The sequence below is a fragment of the Acidovorax sp. SUPP3334 genome (assembly GCF_030159055.1).
In the GTDB taxonomy this organism is placed as follows: Bacteria; Pseudomonadota; Gammaproteobacteria; order Burkholderiales; family Burkholderiaceae_C; genus Paracidovorax.
In genome coordinates this window covers 28,604-50,550 of sequence record NZ_BQXQ01000009.1, presented here as the reverse complement: position 1 = coordinate 50,550, position 21,947 = coordinate 28,604, and the positions used below count along the sequence as shown (strand labels likewise).

19 protein-coding genes and 1 pseudogene are annotated in these 21,947 nt (G+C 67.3%); 11 read left to right on the top strand and 9 right to left on the bottom strand.

All coding sequences use genetic code 11. The features are described 5' to 3' along the window. Nucleotides 1-31 precede the first annotated feature (31 nt). On the bottom strand, nucleotides 32-976 hold the full coding sequence (gene glyQ, locus AVHM3334_RS06870) for a glycine--tRNA ligase subunit alpha (RefSeq protein ID WP_284410939.1): 945 nt from the start codon (nucleotides 974-976) through the stop codon (nucleotides 32-34). Nucleotides 977-1,351: 375 nt separating this feature from the next. On the opposite strand from glyQ, the gene AVHM3334_RS06865 reads away from it, so the two are divergent. Continuing rightward, nucleotides 1,352-2,068, top strand: coding sequence for a DUF7079 family protein (locus AVHM3334_RS06865; protein WP_284410794.1), 717 nt, complete (start codon nucleotides 1,352-1,354; stop codon nucleotides 2,066-2,068). Nucleotides 2,069-2,195: 127 nt separating this feature from the next. After that, nucleotides 2,196-3,233, top strand: coding sequence for a c-type cytochrome (locus AVHM3334_RS06860; protein ID WP_284410793.1), 1,038 nt, complete (start codon nucleotides 2,196-2,198; stop codon nucleotides 3,231-3,233). 105 nt (nucleotides 3,234-3,338) lie between these two features. Here AVHM3334_RS06860 and fabB read toward each other — a convergent pair whose 3' ends face one another. The 3 genes from fabB to AVHM3334_RS06845 all read right to left on the bottom strand — a co-directional run bounded on the left by fabB (nucleotide 3,339) and on the right by AVHM3334_RS06845 (nucleotide 6,389). Further along, nucleotides 3,339-4,565: a beta-ketoacyl-ACP synthase I gene (fabB, locus tag AVHM3334_RS06855; protein WP_284410791.1), complete on the bottom strand. Its 1,227-nt coding sequence runs from the start codon at nucleotides 4,563-4,565 to the stop codon at nucleotides 3,339-3,341. Then, nucleotides 4,562-5,101 (bottom strand): 3-hydroxyacyl-[acyl-carrier-protein] dehydratase FabA, encoded by a 540-nt coding sequence (gene fabA, locus AVHM3334_RS06850; RefSeq protein WP_284410789.1) that lies wholly within the window; start codon nucleotides 5,099-5,101, stop codon nucleotides 4,562-4,564. The genes fabB and fabA overlap by 4 nt, the downstream gene beginning before the upstream one ends. A gap of 202 nt (nucleotides 5,102-5,303) precedes the next feature. Further along, nucleotides 5,304-6,389: a type II asparaginase gene (locus AVHM3334_RS06845; protein ID WP_284410788.1), complete on the bottom strand. Its 1,086-nt coding sequence runs from the start codon at nucleotides 6,387-6,389 to the stop codon at nucleotides 5,304-5,306. A gap of 150 nt (nucleotides 6,390-6,539) precedes the next feature. Between AVHM3334_RS06845 and AVHM3334_RS06840 the strand changes: the two genes are divergently transcribed. After that, nucleotides 6,540-7,466 carry a LysR family transcriptional regulator gene (locus AVHM3334_RS06840; RefSeq protein ID WP_284410786.1) on the top strand — a complete coding sequence of 309 codons (927 nt, stop codon included), beginning with the start codon at nucleotides 6,540-6,542 and terminating at the stop codon, nucleotides 7,464-7,466. A 74-nt stretch (nucleotides 7,467-7,540) separates the two neighbouring features. On the opposite strand, the gene lnt is transcribed toward AVHM3334_RS06840, so the two are convergent. The 4 genes from lnt to AVHM3334_RS06820 all read right to left on the bottom strand — a co-directional run bounded on the left by lnt (nucleotide 7,541) and on the right by AVHM3334_RS06820 (nucleotide 11,586). Next, nucleotides 7,541-9,238 (bottom strand): apolipoprotein N-acyltransferase, encoded by a 1,698-nt coding sequence (gene lnt / locus AVHM3334_RS06835; RefSeq protein WP_502869871.1) that lies wholly within the window; start codon nucleotides 9,236-9,238, stop codon nucleotides 7,541-7,543. Beyond that, a complete protein-coding gene (locus AVHM3334_RS06830) occupies nucleotides 9,235-10,119 on the bottom strand; it encodes a CorC family transporter (RefSeq protein WP_284410784.1) in 885 nt (294 codons plus the stop codon). The genes lnt and AVHM3334_RS06830 overlap by 4 nt, the downstream gene beginning before the upstream one ends. A 90-nt stretch (nucleotides 10,120-10,209) precedes the next feature. Beyond that, a complete protein-coding gene (locus tag AVHM3334_RS06825; protein WP_284410782.1) occupies nucleotides 10,210-10,935 on the bottom strand; it encodes a GNAT family N-acetyltransferase in 726 nt (241 codons plus the stop codon). A gap of 168 nt (nucleotides 10,936-11,103) precedes the next feature. Beyond that, complete coding sequence (locus AVHM3334_RS06820) at nucleotides 11,104-11,586, bottom strand: Lrp/AsnC family transcriptional regulator (RefSeq protein ID WP_092745358.1); 483 nt, start codon at nucleotides 11,584-11,586, stop codon at nucleotides 11,104-11,106. A 165-nt stretch (nucleotides 11,587-11,751) separates the two neighbouring features. Between AVHM3334_RS06820 and AVHM3334_RS06815 the strand changes: the two are divergent. The 6 genes and pseudogenes from AVHM3334_RS06815 to AVHM3334_RS06790 all read left to right on the top strand — a co-directional run bounded on the left by AVHM3334_RS06815 (nucleotide 11,752) and on the right by AVHM3334_RS06790 (nucleotide 17,581). Further along, nucleotides 11,752-12,635 (top strand): annotated as a pseudogene (locus AVHM3334_RS06815) (esterase/lipase family protein). A 61-nt stretch (nucleotides 12,636-12,696) separates the two neighbouring features. Further along, complete coding sequence (locus AVHM3334_RS06810; RefSeq protein ID WP_284410780.1) at nucleotides 12,697-13,020, top strand: lipase secretion chaperone; 324 nt, start codon at nucleotides 12,697-12,699, stop codon at nucleotides 13,018-13,020. Nucleotides 13,021-13,162: 142 nt separating this feature from the next. Next, nucleotides 13,163-14,299: a 4-hydroxyphenylpyruvate dioxygenase gene (hppD, locus tag AVHM3334_RS06805; RefSeq protein ID WP_284410779.1), complete on the top strand. Its 1,137-nt coding sequence runs from the start codon at nucleotides 13,163-13,165 to the stop codon at nucleotides 14,297-14,299. A gap of 85 nt (nucleotides 14,300-14,384) precedes the next feature. Next, a complete protein-coding gene (locus AVHM3334_RS06800; protein WP_502869875.1) occupies nucleotides 14,385-15,353 on the top strand; it encodes a Bug family tripartite tricarboxylate transporter substrate binding protein in 969 nt (322 codons plus the stop codon). A 61-nt stretch (nucleotides 15,354-15,414) separates the two neighbouring features. Then, a complete protein-coding gene (phhA, locus tag AVHM3334_RS06795; protein WP_284410775.1) occupies nucleotides 15,415-16,254 on the top strand; it encodes a phenylalanine 4-monooxygenase in 840 nt (279 codons plus the stop codon). Between the two features lie 229 nt (nucleotides 16,255-16,483). Beyond that, nucleotides 16,484-17,581: a polyadenylate binding domain-containing protein gene (locus AVHM3334_RS06790; RefSeq protein ID WP_284410773.1), complete on the top strand. Its 1,098-nt coding sequence runs from the start codon at nucleotides 16,484-16,486 to the stop codon at nucleotides 17,579-17,581. A 104-nt stretch (nucleotides 17,582-17,685) separates the two neighbouring features. Here the strand turns inward: AVHM3334_RS06790 and AVHM3334_RS06785 are convergent, their stop codons facing one another. After that, on the bottom strand, nucleotides 17,686-18,618 hold the full coding sequence (locus tag AVHM3334_RS06785; RefSeq protein WP_284410771.1) for an esterase/lipase family protein: 933 nt from the start codon (nucleotides 18,616-18,618) through the stop codon (nucleotides 17,686-17,688). A 136-nt stretch (nucleotides 18,619-18,754) separates the two neighbouring features. Between AVHM3334_RS06785 and AVHM3334_RS06780 the strand changes: the two genes are divergently transcribed. After that, a complete protein-coding gene (locus tag AVHM3334_RS06780; RefSeq protein WP_284410769.1) occupies nucleotides 18,755-20,440 on the top strand; it encodes an AMP-binding protein in 1,686 nt (561 codons plus the stop codon). Between the two features lie 506 nt (nucleotides 20,441-20,946). Then, nucleotides 20,947-21,903 carry a sugar ABC transporter substrate-binding protein gene (locus AVHM3334_RS06775; RefSeq protein ID WP_284410767.1) on the top strand — a complete coding sequence of 319 codons (957 nt, stop codon included), beginning with the start codon at nucleotides 20,947-20,949 and terminating at the stop codon, nucleotides 21,901-21,903. The last annotated feature ends 44 nt before the right edge of the window (nucleotides 21,904-21,947 follow it).

Sequence of the window (21,947 nt, the reverse complement as noted above, 5' to 3'; positions counted from 1 at the left end):
GTGGTCTGTGCTCCTGCTGCGCGTGCGTGCCTCAGGCCGCCTTCTTCTGCTGTTGTTGTTGCTGCTCCGCCTTGGCGAGGTCGGCCAGCACCTCTGCGGCCCACTCCTTGGGCGCCATCGGAAAGCCCAGCCGCGCACGGCTGTCCAGGTAGCTCTTGGCCACGGCGCGCGCCAGGTTGCGGATGCGGCCGATGTAGGCCGCGCGCTCGGTCACGCTGATGGCGCCGCGCGCATCCAGCAGGTTGAAGCTGTGCGCCGCCTTCAGCACCTGTTCGTAGGCCGGCAGGGCGAGCTGCTGTTCCATCAGGTGCTGGGCCTGTTTTTCATGCGCGTTGAATGCGATGAACAGGAAGTCGGCGTCGGAATGCTCGAAGTTGTAGGTGGACTGCTCCACCTCGTTTTGCTTGTACACGTCGCCATAGCTCAGGCCATCGGTCCAGGTCAGGTTGTAGACGTTGTCCACGCCCTGCAGGTACATCGCCAGGCGCTCCAGGCCGTAGGTGATCTCGCCGGTGGCGGGCTTGCAGTCGATGCCGCCGACCTGCTGGAAGTAGGTGAACTGCGTCACCTCCATGCCATTCAGCCAGACCTCCCAGCCCAGACCCCAGGCGCCGAGCGTGGGGTTCTCCCAGTCGTCCTCGACGAAGCGGATGTCGTTCTTCTTCAGATCGAACCCCAGCGCTTCGAGCGAGCCCAGGTACAGCTCCAGGATGTTGGCCGGCGCGGGCTTCAGGACGACCTGGAACTGGTAGTAGTGCTGCAGGCGGTTGGGGTTCTCGCCATAGCGGCCATCCTTGGGGCGGCGGCTGGGCTGCACGTAGGCGGCCTTCCAGGGCTCGGGTCCGAGCGCGCGCAGGAAGGTGGCGGTGTGCGAGGTGCCGGCGCCCACTTCCATGTCGTAGGGCTGGAGCAGTGCGCAGCCCTGTTCAGCCCAGTACGACTGCAGCTTCAGGATGATTTGCTGGAAGGTCAACATGCGTGTGTGTGTCATGGCGGCCAGGGGCGGCGACAGCCGTCTTCCGGGCGCGTGGTCTGGAGAGCGAAGCCGCGCGGAGCGCGGAACTGCGGATTCTACGGGGCCGAAAAGTGGACGTTCTGCAACCACCCTGGGGAGCCACGCAAAACCACACAGATCACGGCAGCCCGGCAGCCCGGCATTGCAAAACAACACACCAACTGCAAGCACCGGCAAACACAATCCGCCCGCTACCAAAAGCAGAGGAGGTCTTACAGAATGAGCACAGACTTAAAATCCAGTCAGGATGCCAAACAGCTCCATTCGGCTCTTGCCTAATTGCAGGCCACTGCTGCCAATTTCGCTCATAACTGCATCAAGGATGCGCGTGTGCGAGTGCAATACGTGCAAGACTCAGCAGCGGCGGCCAACGAAATCGCGCAAGCCGTGGAGTCGGGAAGAATGACGGCGCTGCAGGGGGCGGAGACCGCCACCGCCATGAGGAACCACATCATGGAACTGGCACGCCTGCGCGGTCGCCCCATAGGCAGGGCCTACGCGACGAAGCTCAAGCGCTACGGCAAAATTTTCGCCGAGCTTTCCGAAAAGTACGCCCAGTCGCTCTACAAGACTGCATTCACTGGCCTGGACGAAGTGAAGCAGGCCAAGGTCTATACCGAGATGGTTGCCGCGTCGGGACGACCCAATGCCATTCACCCCTCTTCAGAGACAGCGCTAGATACCCATGTGCCGGTCTGGATGGCTCTCGCAGACCTGTTCGTCGGCAAGGAACTGCAGGACTACGACTTCGACCACATCGCGCGCCGACTTCTAGACGCCGAGTTCCCGGTATCCCGCATCGAAACGATACTTTGGCAGGAAGTCTTTCCGGTGCTAGGAGCCAACCTTGGAGCCTTGGCGATACCCGAGATGGAAGGCTGGAGCGAACCTGCCCTCCGAAGCGCGATCAAAGACGCCGTCCGCCATCCACCCTCGGCGCCGGCCCGTCTCGTGCTTCGCTGGCGCAGAAGCGGCAACCGCACGATACGCTCGCGCTGGACCCGCCTGCGGAGGGAACTGGCCGGTCTCGCGGAGCAATCCCGCAGCGAATAGAAACCGCCGGATGTGTTCACGGTCTCCGGCATGGAAACCCTCGCGTTCTACAGTGCAGAATCCACGATCCGGCCACGGGTGCCTGCTAGGCACGGCCTTCCTCGAAAAAACCAGCACCATGACATGCATGAAACGAGCGGGATCGCTCGCACTTTTCCTCGGCCTCTCGGTCTTCTCTTTCTGCGCGCGGGCCTTCGACGTCGCGCCTCACCGAATCGGCGACACCTTGAGCACCACGCAGGCGCGGGCCCTGCTGGAGCGCTACGCGGCCCGCCCGCCGCAGCCCTGGGCGGAGCCAGACGAGAGGCGCATCCCGGCAGGGCCAGAGGGCGACGCGATACGGGACGGTATCGACCTGCTGCGCAACACGTCGTCGCGGGTCGGGAAACTCACCCCCGATGCCACGAAACGGCTGAGCTGGAACAGTCTCAACTGCGTGCAATGCCACCAGACAGGCGCCTCTGGCCTGCCAGGCACCAAGCCCTTCGCGTTGCCGCTGGTGAACGCCGTCAACGACTATCCGAAGTTCGATGCCAAGTCGGGCAAGATCATTTCGCTGGAGCAGCGCATCATCGGCATGTTCGGCCCAGGCAGTGTGCCGATCACGCTGGACACGGCCGAATTGAAATCCATCGTCGCCTATCTGCGCTGGCTGGCACGCGACACGCCGGCGCACTCCGCCATGGAACGCACGGGTCTGCTGCCCATGCCCTCCATCGCGCGGGCAGCCGATCCGCTGCGCGGCGCAACGCTCTACGCGGCGCAATGCAGTGCCTGCCACGGAAAGGACGCGACCGGCCAGCAACGCTCCGATTTCAAAACCGGCGGCGGATACCTGTTTCCGCCCATCGCCGGCTCCGACACCTATGACAATGCCGGCCACATGTTCGCCGTACCGCTCCTGGCGCGCTACATCAGGGCCTCCATGCCACTGGGAGCTACCTACGACCGTCCCCAGCTCACGCCGGCGCAAGCGCTGGACATCGCTGCGTTCCTCAATGACGACGCCATGCCGCGCCTGCAGAACCCGAACCGAGGGCGCCTGTATCCCGACCCGGCGCTGCGCCCGCAGGGCTTCGCGATTCCGGAACACTTTCCGGGGCAGCCCGAGGCGTACCTCCGGGCGAAGTTAGGCCCCTTCAAAGACGTCAACGAAAACTATTGAGCCGCAGCGACCCCAAGGAAAACAGCGCCCAGGGGTGCTGTTTTGCGGTTCGATTTGCGCCAATGTGCATGAGCAGCGCCGAAAGCGCCGCTCAGCAACCGGTGGTCAGTGATCCCAGCGGCGCAGCACCAGGCTGGCGTTGGTGCCGCCGAAGCCGAAGCTGTTGGACAGCACCGTGGTCAGCGCGGCATCGCGCGAGGTGCGCACGATGGGCATGCCCTCGGCGGCCGGGTCCAGGTTCTCGATGTGGGCCGAGCCCGCGATGAACCCGCCCTGCAGCATGTACAGGCAGTAGATGGCTTCCTGCACGCCCGTCGCACCCTGCGAGTGGCCGGTGAGCGACTTGGTGGAGGAGAACGGCGGTACGGCGTCGCCGAACACCTCGCGCAGGGCGCGCAGTTCGGGCAGGTCGCCCACCGGGGTGGAGGTGCCGTGCGTGTTCACGTAGTCGATGGTGCCGCCGCCGGCTTCGGCGATGGCTTGCTGCATGCAGGCGATGGCGCCGTCGCCCGAGGGCGCGACCATGTCCTCGCCGTCGGACGACAGGCCGAAGCCGACGATCTCGGCGAGGATGGCGGCGCCGCGGGCCTGGGCGTGTTCCAGGCTTTCCAGCACCAGCGCGCCGCCGCCGCCAGCGATCACGAAGCCGTCGCGGTCCGCGTCGTAGGGGCGCGAGGCCGACTCGGGCGTGGCGTTGAACTTGGCCGACATGGCGCCCATGCCGTCGAACAGCGTGGCAAGGCCCCAGGACAGTTCTTCGCCGCCGCCCGCGAACATCACGTCCTGCAGGCCGAAGGCGATCTGCTGGGCCGCCATGCCCACGCAGTGCGCGGAGGTGCTGCAGGCCGAGGTGATCGAGAAATTGATGCCCTTGATGGCGAACGCCGTGGACAGGTTGGCCGACACGGTGGAGCCCATGCAGCGCGTGACCTGGTACGGCCCCACGCGGCGGATGCCCTTGGAGCGCAGGGTGTCCGCCGCTTCGATCTGGTTGGCCGGCGAGCCGCCGCCCGACCCCATGATGAGGCCGGTGCGTGGGTGCGACACCTGGGCGGGCGTCAGGCCCGACTGGGCGATGGCGTCCTTGAGCGACACGTAGGCATAGGCCGCCGCATCGCCCATGAACCGGCGCTGCTTGCGGTCGATGAGGGCGTCCAGGTCGATCTGGGGGGCGCCCGCCACCTGGCTGCGCAGCCCCATTTCGGCAAACTCGGGCATCGCGCGGATGCCGGATCTGCTCTCGCGCAGCGACGTGGTCACTGCCTGCTGGTCATTGCCGATGCACGAGACGATGCCCGCACCCGTGATGACGACGCGCTTCTTCATGGTCATTCCGTGGCTCCCGCTGCGGGCGATCCGTCCTTCCCGTCTTCACGCTTGAAAAGGCCCACGCGCAGATCGTTCGCCGCGTAGATTTCCTGGCCGTCGGCCAGCAGGCGGGCATCGCCGATGGCCATGACCAGCTTGCGCTTGATCACGCGCTTGATGTCGATTTCGTAGGTGACCAGCTTCACGTTCGGGCCGACTTCGCCGGTGAACTTGACTTCGCCCGCGCCCAGCGCGCGGCCCCGGCCCGGCAGTTGCAGCCAGGTGAGGTAGAAGCCGATGAGCTGCCACATGGCGTCCAGGCCCAGGCAGCCCGGCATGACCGGATCGCCCTGGAAATGGCAGTCGAAAAACCAGAGGTCGGGGCGCACGTCGAGTTCGGCCCGGATTTTCCCCAGCCCGTGTGCCCCACCATCGCTGTCGATGTGCGTGATGCGGTCAAACATCAGCATGGGCGGCAGCGGCAGTCGTCCGCTGTCAGGGGTGAACAGCTTGCCTTCACCGGAGGCGATCAGTTGTCCATAGGAAAAGGAATCAGCCATTGTCAGTCGTGCTCCAGATCGGCGGTGCGCCCGCCGGATTTTGATTGCGCGCCATCGGGGGGTTTCCGGTGGCGGGGCATCCATTATCAAGGCACACGGCGGGCCGACTGTGACACAAGGCCAAGGGTGATTCCCTAATTCCGTGAAAGCGGGGCGCGCCAGCGGGCGTCAGCCCAGGCCGCACGGGGGTGCGGCCGAGGGATCAGTACTGCCAGAAAATGCGCTGCAGGTCCTTGCTGGTCTGGGGCTTGGTGAGGGCCACGGCGGCCAGGATGCGGGCCTTTTGCGGGTTCAGGTCATGCGCGACCACCCAGTCGTACTTGTCGTCGGGCTGCTCGGCGTTGCGCAGCACGAAACCGTCGGCGATGCGCGACGAACGGATGATCTGCACGCCCTGGCCGCGCAGTTCCTGCAGTGCAGGCACCACGCGGTCGGCCACCGAGCCGTTGCCCGTGCCGGCATGGATGAGCGCCTTGATGCCCGTGCGGCCCACGGCGTCCACCGTGGCGCGCGGCACGTTGCCGTAGCCATAGACGATCTCCACCGGGGCGAGCGCTTCGATCTCGTCGATGTTGAACTCCGACTGCGCGGTGTGGCGCTTGACGGGGGCACGGAACCAGTAATTGTTGCCTTCCACCACCATGCCCAGGGGGCCCCACTGGCTGCGGAACGCCTGCGTCTTGATGTTGACGCCCTTGACCACGTCGCGGCCGCTCTGGATTTCGTCGCTCATGGTCACCAGAACGCCCTTGCCGGCGGAGTCCTTGCTGGCCGCCACCGAGACGGCGCTCAGCAGGTTCAGCGCGCCGTCGGCCGACAGCGAGGTGCCGGGGCGCATGGAGCCCACCACCACGATGGGCTTGTCGGTGCGCACCACCAGGTTCAGGAAGTACGCGGTTTCTTCCAGCGTGTCGGTGCCGTGCGTGATGACGATGCCGTCCACGTCGGGCTGCTTGGCCAGGGCCGAGACGCGCTTGCCCAGCTTGAGCAGCTGTTCATTGGTGAAGCTTTCCGAGGCGATCTGAAAGACCTGCTCGCCCTTCACGTTGGCCACGTTCGCCAGCTCGGGCAGGCCCGCGATGAGCTTGTCCACCGGCACCTTGGCGGCGGCGTAGGAAGCGCTGTTGGTCGCCGAGGCGCCCGCACCGGCGATGGTGCCGCCCGTGGCCAGCACCACGACGCTGGGCTTGGCGGCCGGCTGTGCAGCGGGCTGCGCCGAGGCCACGACGGACCAGGCTGCGAAGGCAGCGCCGGCCAGCAGGCGCTTCAATTTCAAAGGGGAAAGCATGTGAGTCTCCGTAATAAATGACACTTCTTGTGCCCGCAGCATTTTCCGCGGGTGCCGTATGGTAGGAAGCAGCGTGGCGGGCCGTGGGGAATAATCGCCGCCAGGGTGTGACTTGCGGTCATATCCTCGTTTTCCCTTCCCCTCCTTGCGATGAATCTCCGCCAACTCGAAGTCTTCCAGGCCGTCATGCAGACCGGCAACATGAGCGCGGCTGCCCGGCTGATCAATATCACCCCGTCGGCCGTGAGCAAGACCATCGCGCACGCGGAGCTGCAACTGGGCTATGCGCTGTTCAGCCGGGCGCGCGGGGCGCTGGTGCCCACGCCGGAGGCGCAGGCGCTGTTCACCGCGTCCAGCCAGATCCACAGGCAGCTCGACGAACTGCGCCGCACCGCGCACAACCTGCGCCAGCCCGAGGGCGGGCTGGTGCGGCTGGCGGCGATCCCGGCGGTCACGCACGAATTCCTTCCCTCAGTGCTGGAACACCACGCCCGGCAGTCGCCGCGCGTGCGCGTGGAGGTGCGCACATTGCACCAGGACCAGATGGCCCAGGCGCTGCTGACGCGGTCGGTGGACTTCGCACTGGGCTTTTACGACCACCCGCATCCGCAGCTGCAGAGCAGCATTTTGGTGAGCGGGCCGCTTTACATCGCGGTGTCGCGGGACATCTGGCTGCGGGCCGTGCGGGTGAACCGGTCGGACCCGATCACCTTCCTGGCCAACACGCCCATGATCCAGCTGCTGGGCGACGAACCGATGCGCCAGCCCATGGCCGAACTGGCGCAGCACCTGGGCGTGCACACCGAACTGGGCATCCAGATGCAGACCTCGCAGCTCGCGCTGGCGCTGGTCAAGCGCGGCATGGGGTGGACGGTGATCGACTTTCTGACGGCCCGCAACCTCGACCCGTCGGCCATCACGGCGGTGCCGCTGCGCGACCTGCCGCCCATCGCCCTGCATGCCTACCACGCGGCCAACCGGCCACCGGATCGCCACGCCGCGGGCATGCTGGCGCTGTTGTCGGGCCTGCTCGTGCAGACGATGACGCGGCCGCCGTTCGAGGCGGCAGGGCTTTGAATGCGGCGCAGGCCGCTGCGGTCGGCCACTGCATCGACTGCAGCAATGGCAGCGGCCGCGCCCCGGGCGAACCGTCAGCCCCGCGGCCTGGCCGCGCGGCCAGGCCGCAGCCACGCCAGGCCCGCCACCAGGGCGCCGAGCGCCCACAGCGGCCACAGGCCCCAGCGCGACACCCACCAGGCGTAGGGCGTGACGTCGCCGCTGCGCCCCAGCACATCGCCCGCCAGCACGCCGCGCACGTGCGACGGCAGGCGCTGGGTGACCACGCCCCGGTGGTCGATGATGGCCGTGGCCCCGGTGTTGGTGGCCCGCACCATCGGGCGCTCGAACTCCAGCGCGCGCATGCGGCTGATGGCCAGATGCTGGTCGATGGCCACCGAATCGCCGAACCAGCCGATGTTGCTCAGGTTCACGAAGATCGTGGGCGCCTGGGCCGGGTCGGCAAAGCGGGCCCCGAGTTCTTCGCCGAACAGATCCTCATAGCAGATGTTGGGCGCGATGCGCTCGCCCGCCCACACGAACGGCGCCTGCCCCACCGCACCGCGGTTGAAGTCCCCCAGCGGGATGTTCATCATGGCCGTGAACCAGCGGAAAAACGGCGGAATGAACTCGCCGAAAGGCACCAGGTGGTGCTTGTCGTACTGGTACGGTGCGGCCTGTCCGGGTGCGAATCCCATCACCGAATTGGTGTAGCCCAGCGCCATGTCGCCCAGCGGAATGCCCAGCAGGACCGCCTGCGGCCGTTGATCGCTGGCGCCGATACCGCCCGTCTCGCCCGTCACGTCCGTGGCGCCCGTGCCGCCTGTCGCGCCCGTGCCGACCTCGGCCGCATTCGTCGCCTGCGGTGCCCGCGTGTAGCGCGCGGTGATCGAGTCGAGGTAGCCGGGGATCAGCTGCTGCGGCAGCAAGGGAATGGCCGTCTCGGGCGCCACCACCAGCAACGCCTGGGCGCTGCGCAGCTGCTCGGCATACCAGCGAAGCGCGGTCGGCACGCCGCTGCCGGCCTGGAATTTCTCGTCCTGGGGAATGTTGCCCTGCAGCAGCGCGATCGACAGCGGCGCCGGGCGGCGCATGGGGGTGTGGCACAGCTCGACGGCGCAGTGGCGCTGCAAGGCCAGCCCGGCCCACGCGGCCACGGCCAGCCCCAGCAGGCCCCAGGCCCGCAGGCTGCGAAGGTCGCTGCGCCGTGCCTGCGCCACCAGCATGGCCAGCGCGGCGGCGATGAAGCCGATGCCGTACACCCCGATCGACCGGGCCAGCACGGCCAGCGGGCCTTCGACATGCGCGTAGCCGCCGGCGCCCCACGGGAAACCGGTCCACCACTGGCCGCGCGCCAATTCGGCCAGGAGCCAGAACGCTCCGAAAATGATAGCAACCTGCCAGCGGCTTGATTGCGCCAGAGCCCTCAAACACCCTGAAGCCACCGCGTAGTAGCTGCCCAGGAAGGCCGCCAGCCCCAGCACCGCCAGCGCGGCCAGCGGCGCGGCCAGACCGCCATAGGTGTGCATGGAAATGAAAAGCCACCAGAAAGTGCCCGTGAGCCACGCCGTGGCGAACACCCAGCCCAGCAGCGCTCCCTGCCGGGCGCTGCGGCTGGCCAGCAGCAGCCGGGCGAAGACGCCCAGCGACAGGAGCTGCAGCCACCAGACCGGTTCGCCGCTCCAGGGCCAGGCGATGGAGGCCGCCTGGGCCAGCCCCGCCAGCAGCGCGGCGCCCCCTGCCAGCACCGCAGGCCCGGCCGGGCCCCGGCGCGCACCGGCGGCGCGCGTCACTCCGAAGTCCGTGCTGCGTCTTCGGCGGGCACCGGCGACACCTTGAACCAGCGCACCGCGCCGCCCTTGGTGTGCAGCACCACGAACCGCAGGCCGCCCAGGTCGAGCGTCTCGCCGCGCTTGGGCGCACGGCCCATCTCGTGCGTGATGAGCCCGCCGATGGTGTCGAAGGCTTCCTGCCGATCCGAGCCTTCCAGCACCGCGTTGAACGCCTCGGCCACCCGCTCGACGGGGGTGTCGCCGCTCACTCGGTAGGTGCGGTCGGCCAGGCCGAAGATGTCGCCTTCGTCCTCGGGAATGTCGAACTCGTCCTCGATCTCGCCCACGATCTGCTCCAGCACGTCCTCGATGGTGACCAGCCCGGCCACGCGGCCGAACTCGTCGATCACCACCGCCATGTGGATGCGGTTCACGCGGAACTCGCGCAGCAGGTCGTTCAGGCCCTTGCTCTCGGGCACGAAGGCGGCCGGGCGCAGCAGCGCGCGGATGTTCAGCTCGGGCGCGCGCTGCAGCTTGAGCAGGTCCTTGGCCATCAGGATGCCGATGATGTTCTCGCGCTCGCCGTGGTAGACCGGAAACCGCGAATGCGCGGTGTCGATCACCTGGTGCAGCAGGGCGTCGAACGGCGCCTCGATGTCGATCAGGTCCATGCGCGGGGCGGCCACCATCACGTCGCTGGCCGTCATCTCGGCCATGCGCAGCACACGCTCGAGCATGACGCGGGCGTCGGCATTGATGATCTGGTTGTCTTCGGCTTCCGCCAGGGTGGCGATCAGCTCGTCGGTCGAATCCGGTCCGGGGTGGATGAATTCGACGAGCCGCTGCAGGAACGTGCGCTTGTCCTCTCGGTCGGACGAGCGCGCGGAATGGGGGTCGGACACGGTCTTGGAATGCAGGACGTGCGGTGGTTGATCAGGCCCCAAGGATAGCGGAAGCCATGCCCCGGGGGCGCTGCAGCGCCCCCGGGGCGTTCATTCGGCCGACTGGTGGCGCCCTTCGCGCACGCCGCGCCGCACCTCCTGCAGCCCGGACAGGAGCCGCCAGAACTGCCGGGCCTGCTTCTTGAAGCGGTAATCCATCTCGGCGAACTGATGCACCACCATCTGCGCCATGCGGGTGTCCAGGCCCGCGCGCGGCAGCTGCAGGTAGGCCTCGGATTCGGAGCCGTCGCGGCGCACCGTGGCGCCGGCGTTGCGGGCGATCTTGAGCATGGCGGTGTTCTCGCTCAGCGCATGGATGAACACCATGCTCACCCCCTGGTTGCGCGCATGCATCACGGCCCGCTCGAACAGCCGCGCGCCGAAGCCGCGGCCCCGCGCCTGGCCCAGCACGGACACGCCGAATTCGGCGCAGCTTTTGTGTTCGGGCGAGTCGGCGTAGGCCAGGTGCGCCACGGCGATCAGTTCCAGGCGGCGGTTGTAGATGCCGAAGATTTCATCGCGCACGAAATCCAGTTGGTCCACGTAGCGCTGCACCTGTTCGTCGCTGGCGGCGTAGCCGAAGCGCAGGTAGCGGTCCGCCGGCTCCAGCCGCAGCAGGTGGGCGGCGATGCGCTCGCGGTGGCCGGGCCCGAGCGAGCGGATGGGCACCATGACCGGCGAACCCCCGGGCCGGCGCGGAGGACGGGGCACTGCGCTGTTCGGCAGCGTGCTGCCTGCAGGGGTGGGCGCTCGGAGCCAGTCTTGGGTGGGGTTCATGGTGGGCCGATTTTAGGGTTTTCCCTTAGATTTGGCCAACAATTTGTTGCAATGCAGCAAGGCTGGCAGGGAGATATGAGCCCCAGAAGGCTCCAGCACATATTCCACTATGGCAGTTAGCTATTATTTTCATAGCAACCTCTTGCGACACCGCGCTGTGCCGGAGCGCTACACCGGCACCGCCGTGGTGGCCTTGACCCGGTCCAGCACGAAGCTGGTCTTGCAGTCCTGCACGCTGGGGTGCTTGAGCAGCGTGTCCATGATGAAACGGCTGTAGTGCGCCATGTCGGCCACCACGACCCGCAGCAGGTAGTCCATCTCGCCCGTGAGCGCGGCGCATTCCACCACTTCGGGCCAGGTCTGCACGCTGGCGCGGAACAGGTCCATGGGGTTGCGCTTGTGGCTCTCGGTGTGTTTTTCGAGCCGCACGTTCAGGTAGGCGGTGAGGCCCAGGCCCACCGACTCGGGCCGGACCAGCGCCACGTAGCGGTCGATCACGCCGCTGTCTTCCAGGCGCTTGGCGCGGCGCAGCACGGCACTGGGCGACAAGCCCACCCGCTCGCCGATTTCGTCGTAGGTTTCGCGCCCGTTCACCTGTAAACAGCGCAATATGGCGCGGTCGAGCTTGTCGAGTGCGTGGTCAGCGGTCATGCCGCAGGATTCTACGGAGGGCATGGCCGGCCGAGGGTGCGGATTCACGCGGCGGCACTGCAGGTATGTCCCGATGTGGAGCGCGGCGTAACGTCGCAGAATCTCCAAAAAAGAACGGTCGTTCTTTTTTATAAGAGAGTGTTTTCACACCACCGGAGACAAAGCATGCACGTTGCCTTCGGCCGCCTGCTGCGCGGCCTCGCTTTCGTTCTCGCGGCCTTTGCCTTGCAGGGGCTTCAGGGGGCCAGCGCCCAGTCCGGCCCTGCGCAGACCCGCTACCCCATCGTCCTCGTGCATGGCCTGTTCGGGTTCGACTCGGCGCTGGGGGTGGACTACTTCTACCGCATTCCGCAGGCGCTGCAGCGCGATGGCGCCAGGGTGTTCGTGGCGCAGGTGTCGGCGGCCAACAGCACCGAGGTGCGGGGCGAACAGTCGCTGGCCCAGGTGAAGACCATCCGGGCGCTCACGGGGGCCGAGAAGGTGAATCTGATCGACCAGTCGCACGGCGGCCCGACGGCACGCTAAGTGGCGGGCGTGGCGCCGCAGTGGGTGGCTTCGGTCACTTCGGTGGGAGCGTCAGCGAAGCGGTGGCGAGCCAGGCGGCCTCGGCGCTGGTCGCGCTCATCAACCTGTCCTCGGGCGGCAGCGGCCTGCCGCAGATGCCCACGGCGGCGCTGGATTCGCTCACCACGGAGGGCGCCGCCCGGTTCAACCAGCGCTTCGGCGCAGGCATTCCCGCCAGTGGCTGTGGCGACGGGGCCGATCTGGTCAACGGCGTGCGCTACTACTCCTGGACCGGCGTCCGCACGGTGACCAACGTGCTGGACGCCAGCGATGCGCTGCTGGCCACGACCGGGCTGGTGTTCAACGAAGCCAACGACGGCCTGGTGTCCGCCTGCTCGGCGCGCCTGGGCAAGCACCTGGGCGATTACCGCCAGAACCACCTGGACGAAGTGAATCAGCTGCTGGGCCTGCGCGACTGGCTGTCCGTGGACCCGGTCACGCTGTATCTCGATCAGGCCAGCCGCCTCAAGAAAGCGGGCCTGTGAAACACGCCAGGCGTGCGGTGCTGGCGGTGGGCGCACTCGCCACCACCGCTGCGCTGCTCTGGTGGACCGGCAGCGGCCCGACGCCGGAGGCAGAGGCAGAGGCAGAGGCAGAGGCAGAGGCCTTTTCGATCCTGAGCGCGCCCGGCACCGCAGCCAGCGCAGGGGCGCGCAGGCCGGCGCGCAGGCGGCCGAGCGGCTGGCCCAACTCGACGGGCAGGAGCAGCAGTGGCAGCTTCGCCTCGGCCAGTACCAGGCGGCGATCGGCTCGGCGGCGGCGCAAGGCCGGCTGGCGCAGTTGCGGGACGAACTCTTCACCCCGCAGGAGCAGTTGCGCCTGAATGCGGCGCTGGCGCTTCGGGCGCAGTCAGGCGCCGCTGCACCGTGATCGAGCCTCTCGAACTGCGGCATTGGCGCACTTGACGCAGTTTTCCTGCAAAACGCACTGATCGAGGTCATGATTTCGCCTGAATGCTGAGTCTCTACGGCCTAAAGTGGATGGCAGATATTCATCCACGAATGGAGACGCCATGAACGCAGCCTTGCCGCAGCAAGCCACGCAAGACACCGCCGCCTGGGAGAACCCCATGGGCACCGACGGTTTCGAATTCATCGAATACGCCGCACCCGACCCGCAGGCCATGGGCCAGGTGTTCGAAGGCATGGGCTTCAAGCCCGTGGCGCGCCACCGCCACAAGAACGTCACCCTGTACCGCCAGGGCGAGATCAATTTCATCATCAACGCCGAGCCGGACAGCTTCGCGCAGCGCTTTGCGCGCATGCACGGCCCCAGCGTCTGCGCCATCGCGTTCCGCGTGCAAGACGCCAAGGCCGCCTACGAGCGCGCACTCGGCCTGGGCGCCTGGGGCTACGCCGGCACCGCCGGCCCGGGCGAGCTGAACATTCCCGCCATCAAGGGCATCGGCGACAGCCTGATCTATCTGGTGGACCGCTGGCGCGGCAAGGGCGGCGCGCAGCCCGGCGACATCGGCAACATCGGCTTCTTCGATGTGGACTTCGAACCGCTGCCCGGCGTGTCGGCCGAAGAGGCGCTGAACCCCTACGGCCATGGCCTGACCTACATCGACCACCTGACGCACAACGTGCACCGGGGCCGCATGAACGAATGGGCCGAGTTCTACGAGCGCCTGTTCGGCTTTCGCGAGATCAGGTACTTCGACATCGAAGGCCAGGTCACCGGCGTCAAGAGCAAGGCCATGACCAGCCCGTGCGGAAATATCCGCATCCCGATCAACGAAGAGGGCAAGGAAAAGGCCGGCCAGATCCAGGAGTACCTGGACATGTACAACGGCGAAGGCATTCAGCACATCGCCATGGGATCGGACGACCTGTACGCCACGGTGGATGCGCTGCGCGGCGCCGGCGTGCGCCTGCTGGACACCATCGACACGTATTACGAACTGGTGGACAAGCGCATTCCCGGCCACGGCGAGCCGCTGGCCGAGCTGCACAAGCGCAAGATCCTCGTGGACGGCAAGAAGGACGCATTGCTGCTGCAGATCTTCAGCGAGAACCAGCTGGGCCCGATCTTTTTCGAGTTCATCCAGCGCAAGGGCGACGATGGTTTCGGCAACGGCAACTTCAAGGCGCTGTTCGAAAGCATCGAACTCGACCAGATGCGCCGCGGCGTTTTGAAATCCGAGTGAAAGGTTTGCAACCGAATGCTCCTGCACGGCGACGTATCTCTACACTGCGGCACGTCTTAGAGCCGCAGGAGATACCGTGAAGTTACTGCGTGCGAAAACCTGCCTGGCGGGAGCATTGCTGTGCGTGGCCGCAGTGGCCGCGCAGGCGCAAACCCCTTCGGCGCCGTTGAAAATCGTCGTTCCCTCCCCTGCGGGCGGGCCCGCCGATGCGTCGGCCCACATCGTTGCCGATGGCGCCAAGGCGGCGCTGGGCAACGTGACGGTCGAGAACAAGCCGGGCGCGGGCGGCAACGTCGGCGCCGACCTGGTGGCCAAGGCGCCGGCCGGCGGCAACCTGCTGGTGATGGGCGCGGTGGCCACGCACGCGGTGAACCCCTGGCTGTACAAGAGCTTTCCATACGACCCGATCAAGGACTTCAAGCCGATCGCCCTCGTGGCGCGCACGCCCAACGTGCTCGTCATGAGCGCCGAGCAGGCCAAGGCCTTGGGCATCAACAGCACGACGGAACTGGTCCAGTACCTCAAGAAGCACCCGGACCAGCTCAAGTACGGCTCGGGCGGCAACGGCAGCATCGGCCACATCGCGGGCGAGATGTTCAAGTCGCTGACCAACACGCGGATGGCGCACATGCCGTTCCAGGGCTCGGCCCCGGCGCTGAAGGCCTTGCAGGCGCAGGAAGTGAGCCTGGTGTTCGACAACCTGGCCTCGTCGCTGCCGCTCATCAAGGCCGGCAAGCTGAAGGCGCTGGGCGTGACCTCGCTGGGCCGGGACGACGACCTGCCCGATGTGCGCAGCATCAACGACGAAGTGCAGGGATTCAACGTGGTGACGTGGTTCGGCCTGTTCGCACCCGACGCCCTGCCCGACGCCGATGCCCGCCGCTACGCCATGGCGTTCACTGCGGGCATGAAGTCGCCCGCCAGCCTGGAGCGCTTCAAGAAGATGGGCCTGGAGCCCGAGGACGTGACGCTCGAGAGCTTCGGCCAGTTCGTGCGTTCGGAGCACAGCAAGTACGGTTTTCTGATCAAGGCCGCAAAGATCAAGATGGATTAGCCGCGGCCGGGGCATGACGGCCCGGGCTGCGGCAATGGATAAAACCCAAGGAGCCAAGCAAATGGGACAGCCCCCCGTCGTCTACGGTCAATCCGACCGTCCCCCCCGTGGCGATTACGCCCGCGCCAACGCCGACTACACCTGTGCGCAGGATTACGCGGCCTACACCGCGGCCGACCACGACACGTACCGGCGCCTGTACGAACGCCAGTCGGCCCTGCTGCCCGGACTGGCGAGCGATGCGTTCATCAAGGCCCTGCCCTCGCTGGGCGCCAGCGATCGAATCCCGCGCTTCGAGGAAGTGAACGAGCGCCTGTACAAGGCGACGCGCTGGGAGCTGGTGGGCGTGCCGGGGCTCATCCCCGAGGTGCCCTTCTTCACGCTGCTGGCCAATCGCAAGTTTCCGGTGACCGACTGGATCCGCACGCCGCAGGAGTTCGACTACATCGTCGAGCCCGACATCTTTCACGACCTGTTCGGGCATGTGCCGCTGCTGTTCAACCCGGTGTTCGCCGACTATGTGCAGCGCTACGGCCAGGGCGGCCTGAAGGCCCACGACCTGGGCGCCTGCGAACTGCTGTCGCGCCTGTACTGGTACACGATCGAGTTCGGACTCATCCGCCAGGACGACGGACTGCGTGCCTACGGCGCCGGCATCCTCAGCTCTTCGGGCGAGCTGGCGCATTCGGTGCGCAGCCCCGAGCCGCAGCGCATCCCGCTGCAACTGGAGCGCACCATGCGCACCCGCTACAAGATCGACACGTACCAGCGGACCTACTTCGTCATCGACAGCTTCCAGCAGTTGTTCGACATGACGGCGGCCGACTTCGCCCCGATCTACGAGCGCCTGAAGGGCCAGCCTGAGTTCGCGGCCGACGAGCGCGAGGCCGTTCCGGCCTGACAGACAGACAGATAGACCGACCGAGATAGACAGACCGGTCACGGCCGGCCGCCGCTTCGCATGCGGCGAGGCACGAAAGGCCACCGCTTCGCACGCGGCGGCATGGCTTCGCGCCCGGCGCGTGGCGGCCCGGGCGCGTGCGGATGATCGACTCCGTCATCCGCCGCAAGGTCAAGCTGGCGCCCGGAGCGAGGCACATTGGCGGCGGATTTCTTTGAGGAATCCATTCATGTCGCGCATTTCAGGCATTCAGGCACAGCTGCGCCCCGCAGCGGGCATCGTCGTCGACGCCACGCCGGGGTTGATGACGCCCGTCACGCCCGTGCGGCGCCGGCGCCAGCCCCCGTCCACCGAGCAGACGCTGCCCGAACTGGCGCGGCGCCTGTCCGCCGCTCCGTCGATGGCGCCGCGCACCTCGCTCAGCGTGGTGCGGCATTCGCTGCTGGCGCCGCAGTTCCAGTCGCCCCAGCGGCCCGGCACCGCGCCGCCCACCACCTACCAACGCCATTCGAAGCTGCCGCTGCAATTCCAGTCGCCGCAGCAGCAGAGCTTTTTTCCGCCGCAGGCCTACCAGCGCCATTCGGCGATGAACGCGTTCCAGTCGCCCTACGCCCCGGTGCTGCAAGGGGCCTTCGGCGGCTCTGTGCTGCCCCCGGCCCCGGCGTCGCAAGACCCCTCACGGCCGGAAGACGCCGCGCAACGGCCGCCGCGCGTGTCGGTGCTGCCACCGCAGCAGCAGCGCCCCGGCCTGCCGAGCCAGCGCCCGCAGGGGCCCCGCCCTTCGGTGCTGCCGCAAAGGCCGTCCTTCAAGCAGAGCAGTGGCAGCACGAGCGGCAGCGCGGCCTCGTCCCAGGCGCCCATGGAAACGCGGTATTCGGTCCTGCCGGCCAAGCTGCAGGCGGCTTCGGCGGTCTTCCAGAACGTGGCCCAGGCCGCGGTGGCCATCGGCCTGGAGAGCGCCAACACCGTGCAGATCACCACGGCCGTGCAGGCACAGGCGGTGCTCGCCAAGGTGCAGCGCCTGGCCACCCAGGTCGCACCCGCCCTGCATGCGCTGGCTGGCGCCCTGGGAAAGATCGTGGAGACCAAAGCACGGTTGTCGCCGGAACTGCGCGAAGAGCTGGCCAGCGCCGGCCAGTCGCTGGTGGCAGCCGGCCAATCGATGCAGACATTCCTGAACCACACGCTGGGACGTTTCGCGCCGCAGACCCTGCCGCCCGAAACCGCGTCCGATGCACCAGCCGACGCGGCGGCGAACGCCGAGGCCGCCGACCCCGCCGAAGCAAAAGCCGCAGCGATGCCCCCACCGCTTCGCCGCCAGCGCTGAAGCGGCCCCTGCCGCATCGCAGGGCCGGTCGCCACGCCATCTCCATCCCACCCCATCGGCAGCCATGGCAACTGCGGCTGCCCCGGGGCGGCAGCACGGCAATGCTAAGGCGCCGCGATGATGTCCAGGCAGGCCCGCACCACCGGCGGGTGAAAAGCCATGTGCACGTGCGCCAGCCCTGGCACGAAGCGGTTGTCCGCCCCGTCCAGCATGGCGGTGGCGGTGGGGTACACCGCGTTGTCGCAGTTGGAATAAAAGCAGGTGAACAAGGCCCGCCGCCCGGCCGGCTCATCGTGTGCGAGCTGCCGCAGCCACTCGCCCCCGCGCACCATCTGCCGGCCATTGGCCGACCGGCTGTACCGCGCAGCCCAGGCGCCGTGGTGCGGAGAGCCCAGCGTGATCACGCGGTGCACGCGCGCATCGGCCGGCCGCGCCCGCATCCACGCCCGCACGGCCAGTCCACCCATGCTGTGGCCGACCACGACCGGGGGCCGGCCCGTGGCGGCGGTGACGCGGCGCACGGCTTCGTCCAGCGTGTCCACATAGTCGTCGATGCTGCCGAACGCCGGCTCCAGCGTGACCGCGACGAACGGGTGCCCCCGGCTGCGCAGCACCTTCATCCACGGCGTCCAGAACCCGCGATTGCAGAGAAAGCCGTGCACCAGCACCACGCCGCGTGCCGGGGCCGGCCCGTCCGCCGACGCCGCGGGCAGCCAATCGGGAAGGGCGTTGTGGCGAAAGGGCTGCCACCAGCCGAACACCACGCCGGCCCAGCGGGCCTCGGCCGACCAGGCGCGCAGCAGCTGCCCCAGCGATGGCGCAGGCAGCCCGCCACCCAGGTCGGCACGGTGAGCGCACCCGTTCACCCGTGCCATGGCAACGAACTGCAGCCCCATGAACAGGCGCAGCAGCAGCATCGCCGCCGCCAGCCCCAAAAGCGCCCGCACGGGCGAGGCGGGCCATTGCCACACCAGCCAGCCAGCGGTCAGCAGCAGATTGCACAGCACCATCCAGCGTTGCCATCGCGCATTGGTCAAGACAGGCACCTCCCTGAAAACAAGCAGTGCGCATCATGTCACTTGCGGGACGGGCCTAGGACAAGCCCCCTGGACAGGGCGCCGGGCGCTTCCACAATCGTGCCCACATTGCCCCCCGCACCGAAAGGAAGAGCGCATGGAACGGATCTGGCTGAAAAACTACCCCCCCGGGGTGCCGCACAGCGTGGAGCCCGAGCAATACCGCTCGCTGCCGCACCTGCTGGAGGAGTCGTTTCGCAAGCATGCCGACCACCCGTTCTCGGTGTGCATGGACCGCTGGATGACCTACGGCGAGCTCGATCGCCTCTCCGCCCAGATGGGCGCATGGCTGCAGGGCAAGGGCCAGGGCCTGGAGCCCGGCGCGCGCGTGGCCATCATGCTGCCGAACGTGCCGCAGTTCGGCGTGACCATGGCGGGCGTGCTGCGCGCCGGCTACACCTGCGTGAACGTGAACCCGCTCTACACCGCGCGCGAACTGGAGCACCAGCTCAAGGATTCGGGCGCCACGGCCATCGTGATCCTGGAGAACTTCGCGCACACGCTGTCCGAGGTGATCGACCGCACCGAGGTGCGGCACGTGTGCGTCGCCAGCATGGGCGATCTGCTGGGCGCGGCGTTCGGGCGCTGGATCACCTTCGCCGTGCGCCACCTGGCCAAGATGGTGCCGGCCTACGAGATCCCGCTGACCCATGGCCGCCAGGTGGTGCCGTTCAACAAGGCCCTGGCTTCGGGGGCGCAGCGCACGCTCGCCCCCAGCAACGCCACGCTGGATTCCACCGCTTTCCTGCAATACACGGGCGGCACCACGGGGCTGTCGAAGGGCGCCGTGCTCACGCACCGCAACATCGTGGCCGCCACGCTGCAGGCCGAAGCCTGGTTCACCCCGGCGCTGTCCAAGGTGGGGGACGTGCGAAAGGCCAACAGCATCGCCGCGCTGCCGCTGTATCACATCTTCGCGCTCACGCTGTGCCTGCTGGCGATCCGCCAGGGCTCGCACCTCACGCTGATCCCGAACCCGCGCGACATTCCGAAGTTCGTCGCCGTGCTGAAAAAGCGCCCCTTCCACATGCTGCCGGCCGTGAACACGCTGTTCAATGCGCTGCTGCACAACCCGCAGTTCACCGCGCTCGATTTTTCGCACCTGTGCGTGTCGCAGGCGGGCGGCATGGCCGCGTCGGAGAGCACCGCGCGCCAGTGGCAGAAGGTGACCGGCAGCACCATGATCGAGGGCTGGGGCATGAGCGAGACCTGCGCCATCGGCACCAACAACCCGGTGAACAACCCCCAGTTCACCGGCACCATCGGCCTGCCGCTGCCGGGCATCGACATCGCCATCAAGGACGACACCGGCGAGAGCCTGCCCGTCGGCCAATCGGGCGAAATCTGCATTCGCGGCCCCAACGTGATGACGGGCTACTACCAGCAGCCCGAAGAGAACGCCAAGGCCTTCACGGCAGACGGCTTCATGCGCACGGGCGACATCGGCATCATGGACGAGGCCGGCTACACCCGCATCATCGACCGCAAGAAGGACATGATTTTGGTGAGCGGCTTCAACGTGTTCCCCAACGAGCTGGAGCAGGTGGTCTCACTGTGCCCCGGCGTGCTGGAATGCGCGGCGATCGGCGTGCCGGACGAAAAACAGGGCGAAGCCATCAAGGTGTTCGTGGTGAAGAGCGACCCGGCCCTGTCGGAGGAAGACGTGGAGCGGTATTGCCACGAGCACCTCACGGGCTACAAGCGGCCCCGGCACATCGAGTTTCGGGATGCGCTACCCAAGACCAACGTGGGCAAGATCTTGCGGCGGGAACTGCGCGGTTGATCTGACCCCAGGCCACGCCCTCGCCGCGGAGGCCGACCGACCCGGCGGGCTCAGGCTTAGTTCCGGCGCGGGGTTGCCGCACGCGCTGCGTGCAGGTGGATGTAACAGCTGCATCCACTGATTTCTGCCTCCCACCTGCCCTGGCGCGCCCCGCCGCGCCCCTTCCGGCCCATCGGCCGCTTCGGGCACGCCGCATTTCGGCGCAGTCCCCCACGCCTCCCACCCGATTGCGCCCTGGACAAGGGTGACCCCATCACCCCATTACCGCGCCATTTCCCCGTGAACGGACGGCAACACCGACCCTGGGCTCAGGGATAATCCCGACGCGCAAACGTTTGCGCAAACGTTTGCGCAAACGTTTGCGCAAACGTTTGCGCAAACGTTTGCTTTCGCTACCATGGCGATCCGCGACGGTTTCACGGATGGCGATCGGGGCACCTTCGCAGCCCCATCGGTTCCGCCGACCGGCGCATCCAGCCCGACAACCCCCTTTCTCAGGAAACACCATGCCCTTCTTCACCCGCCGTTCCGTTCAGACCGCCGCCGCCCTTGCAGTGCTGGGGGGTCTGCTGGCCTCGCCCGCTTTCGCACAGGACAAGCCCAAGATCGCGCTGGTGATGAAGTCGCTGGCCAACGAGTTCTTCCGCACGATGGAAGACGGTGCCAAGGCGCACCAGAAGGCGCATGCCAGCGAATACACGCTGGTGGCCAACGGCATCAAGAACGAGACCGACACGGCCGCGCAGATCAAGATGATCGAGCAGGCGGTGGCGCAGAAGGTCAACGCCATCGTGCTGGCACCGGCCGACTCCAAGGCGCTGGTGCCGGCCGTGAAGGCGGCGGTGGACAAGGGCATTCTGGTGGTGAACATCGACAACCGCCTGGACACCGATGCGCTCAAGGAAAAGAACCTGACCGTGCCTTTCGTCGGCCCGGACAACCGCGCGGGCGCCAAGCTGGTGGGCGACTACCTGGCCAAGTCGATCAAGGCGGGCGACAAGGTCGGCATCATCGAAGGCGTCTCGACCACGTTCAACGCGCAGCAGCGCACGCTGGGCTTTCAGGACGCGATGAAGGCCGCCAACATCAAGGTGGTGGGTGTGCAATCGGGCCAGTGGGAGATCGAAAAGGGCAACACGATCGCCGCCGGCATGCTGCGCGAGCACCCCGACCTGGTGGCGCTGCTGGCCGGCAACGACAGCATGGCGCTGGGTGCGGTCGCTGCGGTGAAGGCCGCCGGCAAGGCCGGCAAGGTGCAGGTGGTGGGCTACGACAACATCAACGCGATCAAGCCGATGCTGGCCGATGGCCGCGTGCTCGCCACCGCCGACCAGTACGCCGCCAAGCAGGCGGTGTTCGGCATCGAACTGGTGCAGAAGGCGCTGGCCGCCAAGACGCCCCAGGCCCAGTTGCCCGCCGAGGTGAAGACCGACGTGGTGCTGGTGACCAAGGACAGCAAGTAAGCCGGCTCGCCGCGCCTGCCTGCCTGCCCGACCGCCTGTTGAGA

Excerpts from the sequence above, each read along its gene's own strand:
- AVHM3334_RS06790 (WP_284410773.1), top strand. The coding sequence starts at position 16,484 with ATGTCGCGCATTTCAGGCATTCAGGCACAGCTGCGCCCCGCAGCGGGC.
- AVHM3334_RS06840 (WP_284410786.1), top strand. The coding sequence starts at position 6,540 with ATGAATCTCCGCCAACTCGAAGTCTTCCAGGCCGTCATGCAGACCGGC.
- AVHM3334_RS06775 (WP_284410767.1), top strand. The coding sequence starts at position 20,947 with ATGCCCTTCTTCACCCGCCGTTCCGTTCAGACCGCCGCCGCCCTTGCA.
- fabA (WP_284410789.1), bottom strand. The coding sequence starts at position 5,101 with ATGGCTGATTCCTTTTCCTATGGACAACTGATCGCCTCCGGTGAAGGC.
- hppD (WP_284410779.1), top strand. The coding sequence starts at position 13,163 with ATGAACGCAGCCTTGCCGCAGCAAGCCACGCAAGACACCGCCGCCTGG.
- AVHM3334_RS06825 (WP_284410782.1), bottom strand. The coding sequence starts at position 10,935 with ATGAACCCCACCCAAGACTGGCTCCGAGCGCCCACCCCTGCAGGCAGC.
- glyQ (WP_284410939.1), bottom strand. The coding sequence starts at position 976 with ATGTTGACCTTCCAGCAAATCATCCTGAAGCTGCAGTCGTACTGGGCT.
- phhA (WP_284410775.1), top strand. The coding sequence starts at position 15,415 with ATGGGACAGCCCCCCGTCGTCTACGGTCAATCCGACCGTCCCCCCCGT.
- AVHM3334_RS06780 (WP_284410769.1), top strand. The coding sequence starts at position 18,755 with ATGGAACGGATCTGGCTGAAAAACTACCCCCCCGGGGTGCCGCACAGC.
- fabB (WP_284410791.1), bottom strand. The coding sequence starts at position 4,565 with ATGACCATGAAGAAGCGCGTCGTCATCACGGGTGCGGGCATCGTCTCG.
- AVHM3334_RS06820 (WP_092745358.1), bottom strand. The coding sequence starts at position 11,586 with ATGACCGCTGACCACGCACTCGACAAGCTCGACCGCGCCATATTGCGC.
- AVHM3334_RS06845 (WP_284410788.1), bottom strand. The coding sequence starts at position 6,389 with ATGCTTTCCCCTTTGAAATTGAAGCGCCTGCTGGCCGGCGCTGCCTTC.
- AVHM3334_RS06860 (WP_284410793.1), top strand. The coding sequence starts at position 2,196 with ATGAAACGAGCGGGATCGCTCGCACTTTTCCTCGGCCTCTCGGTCTTC.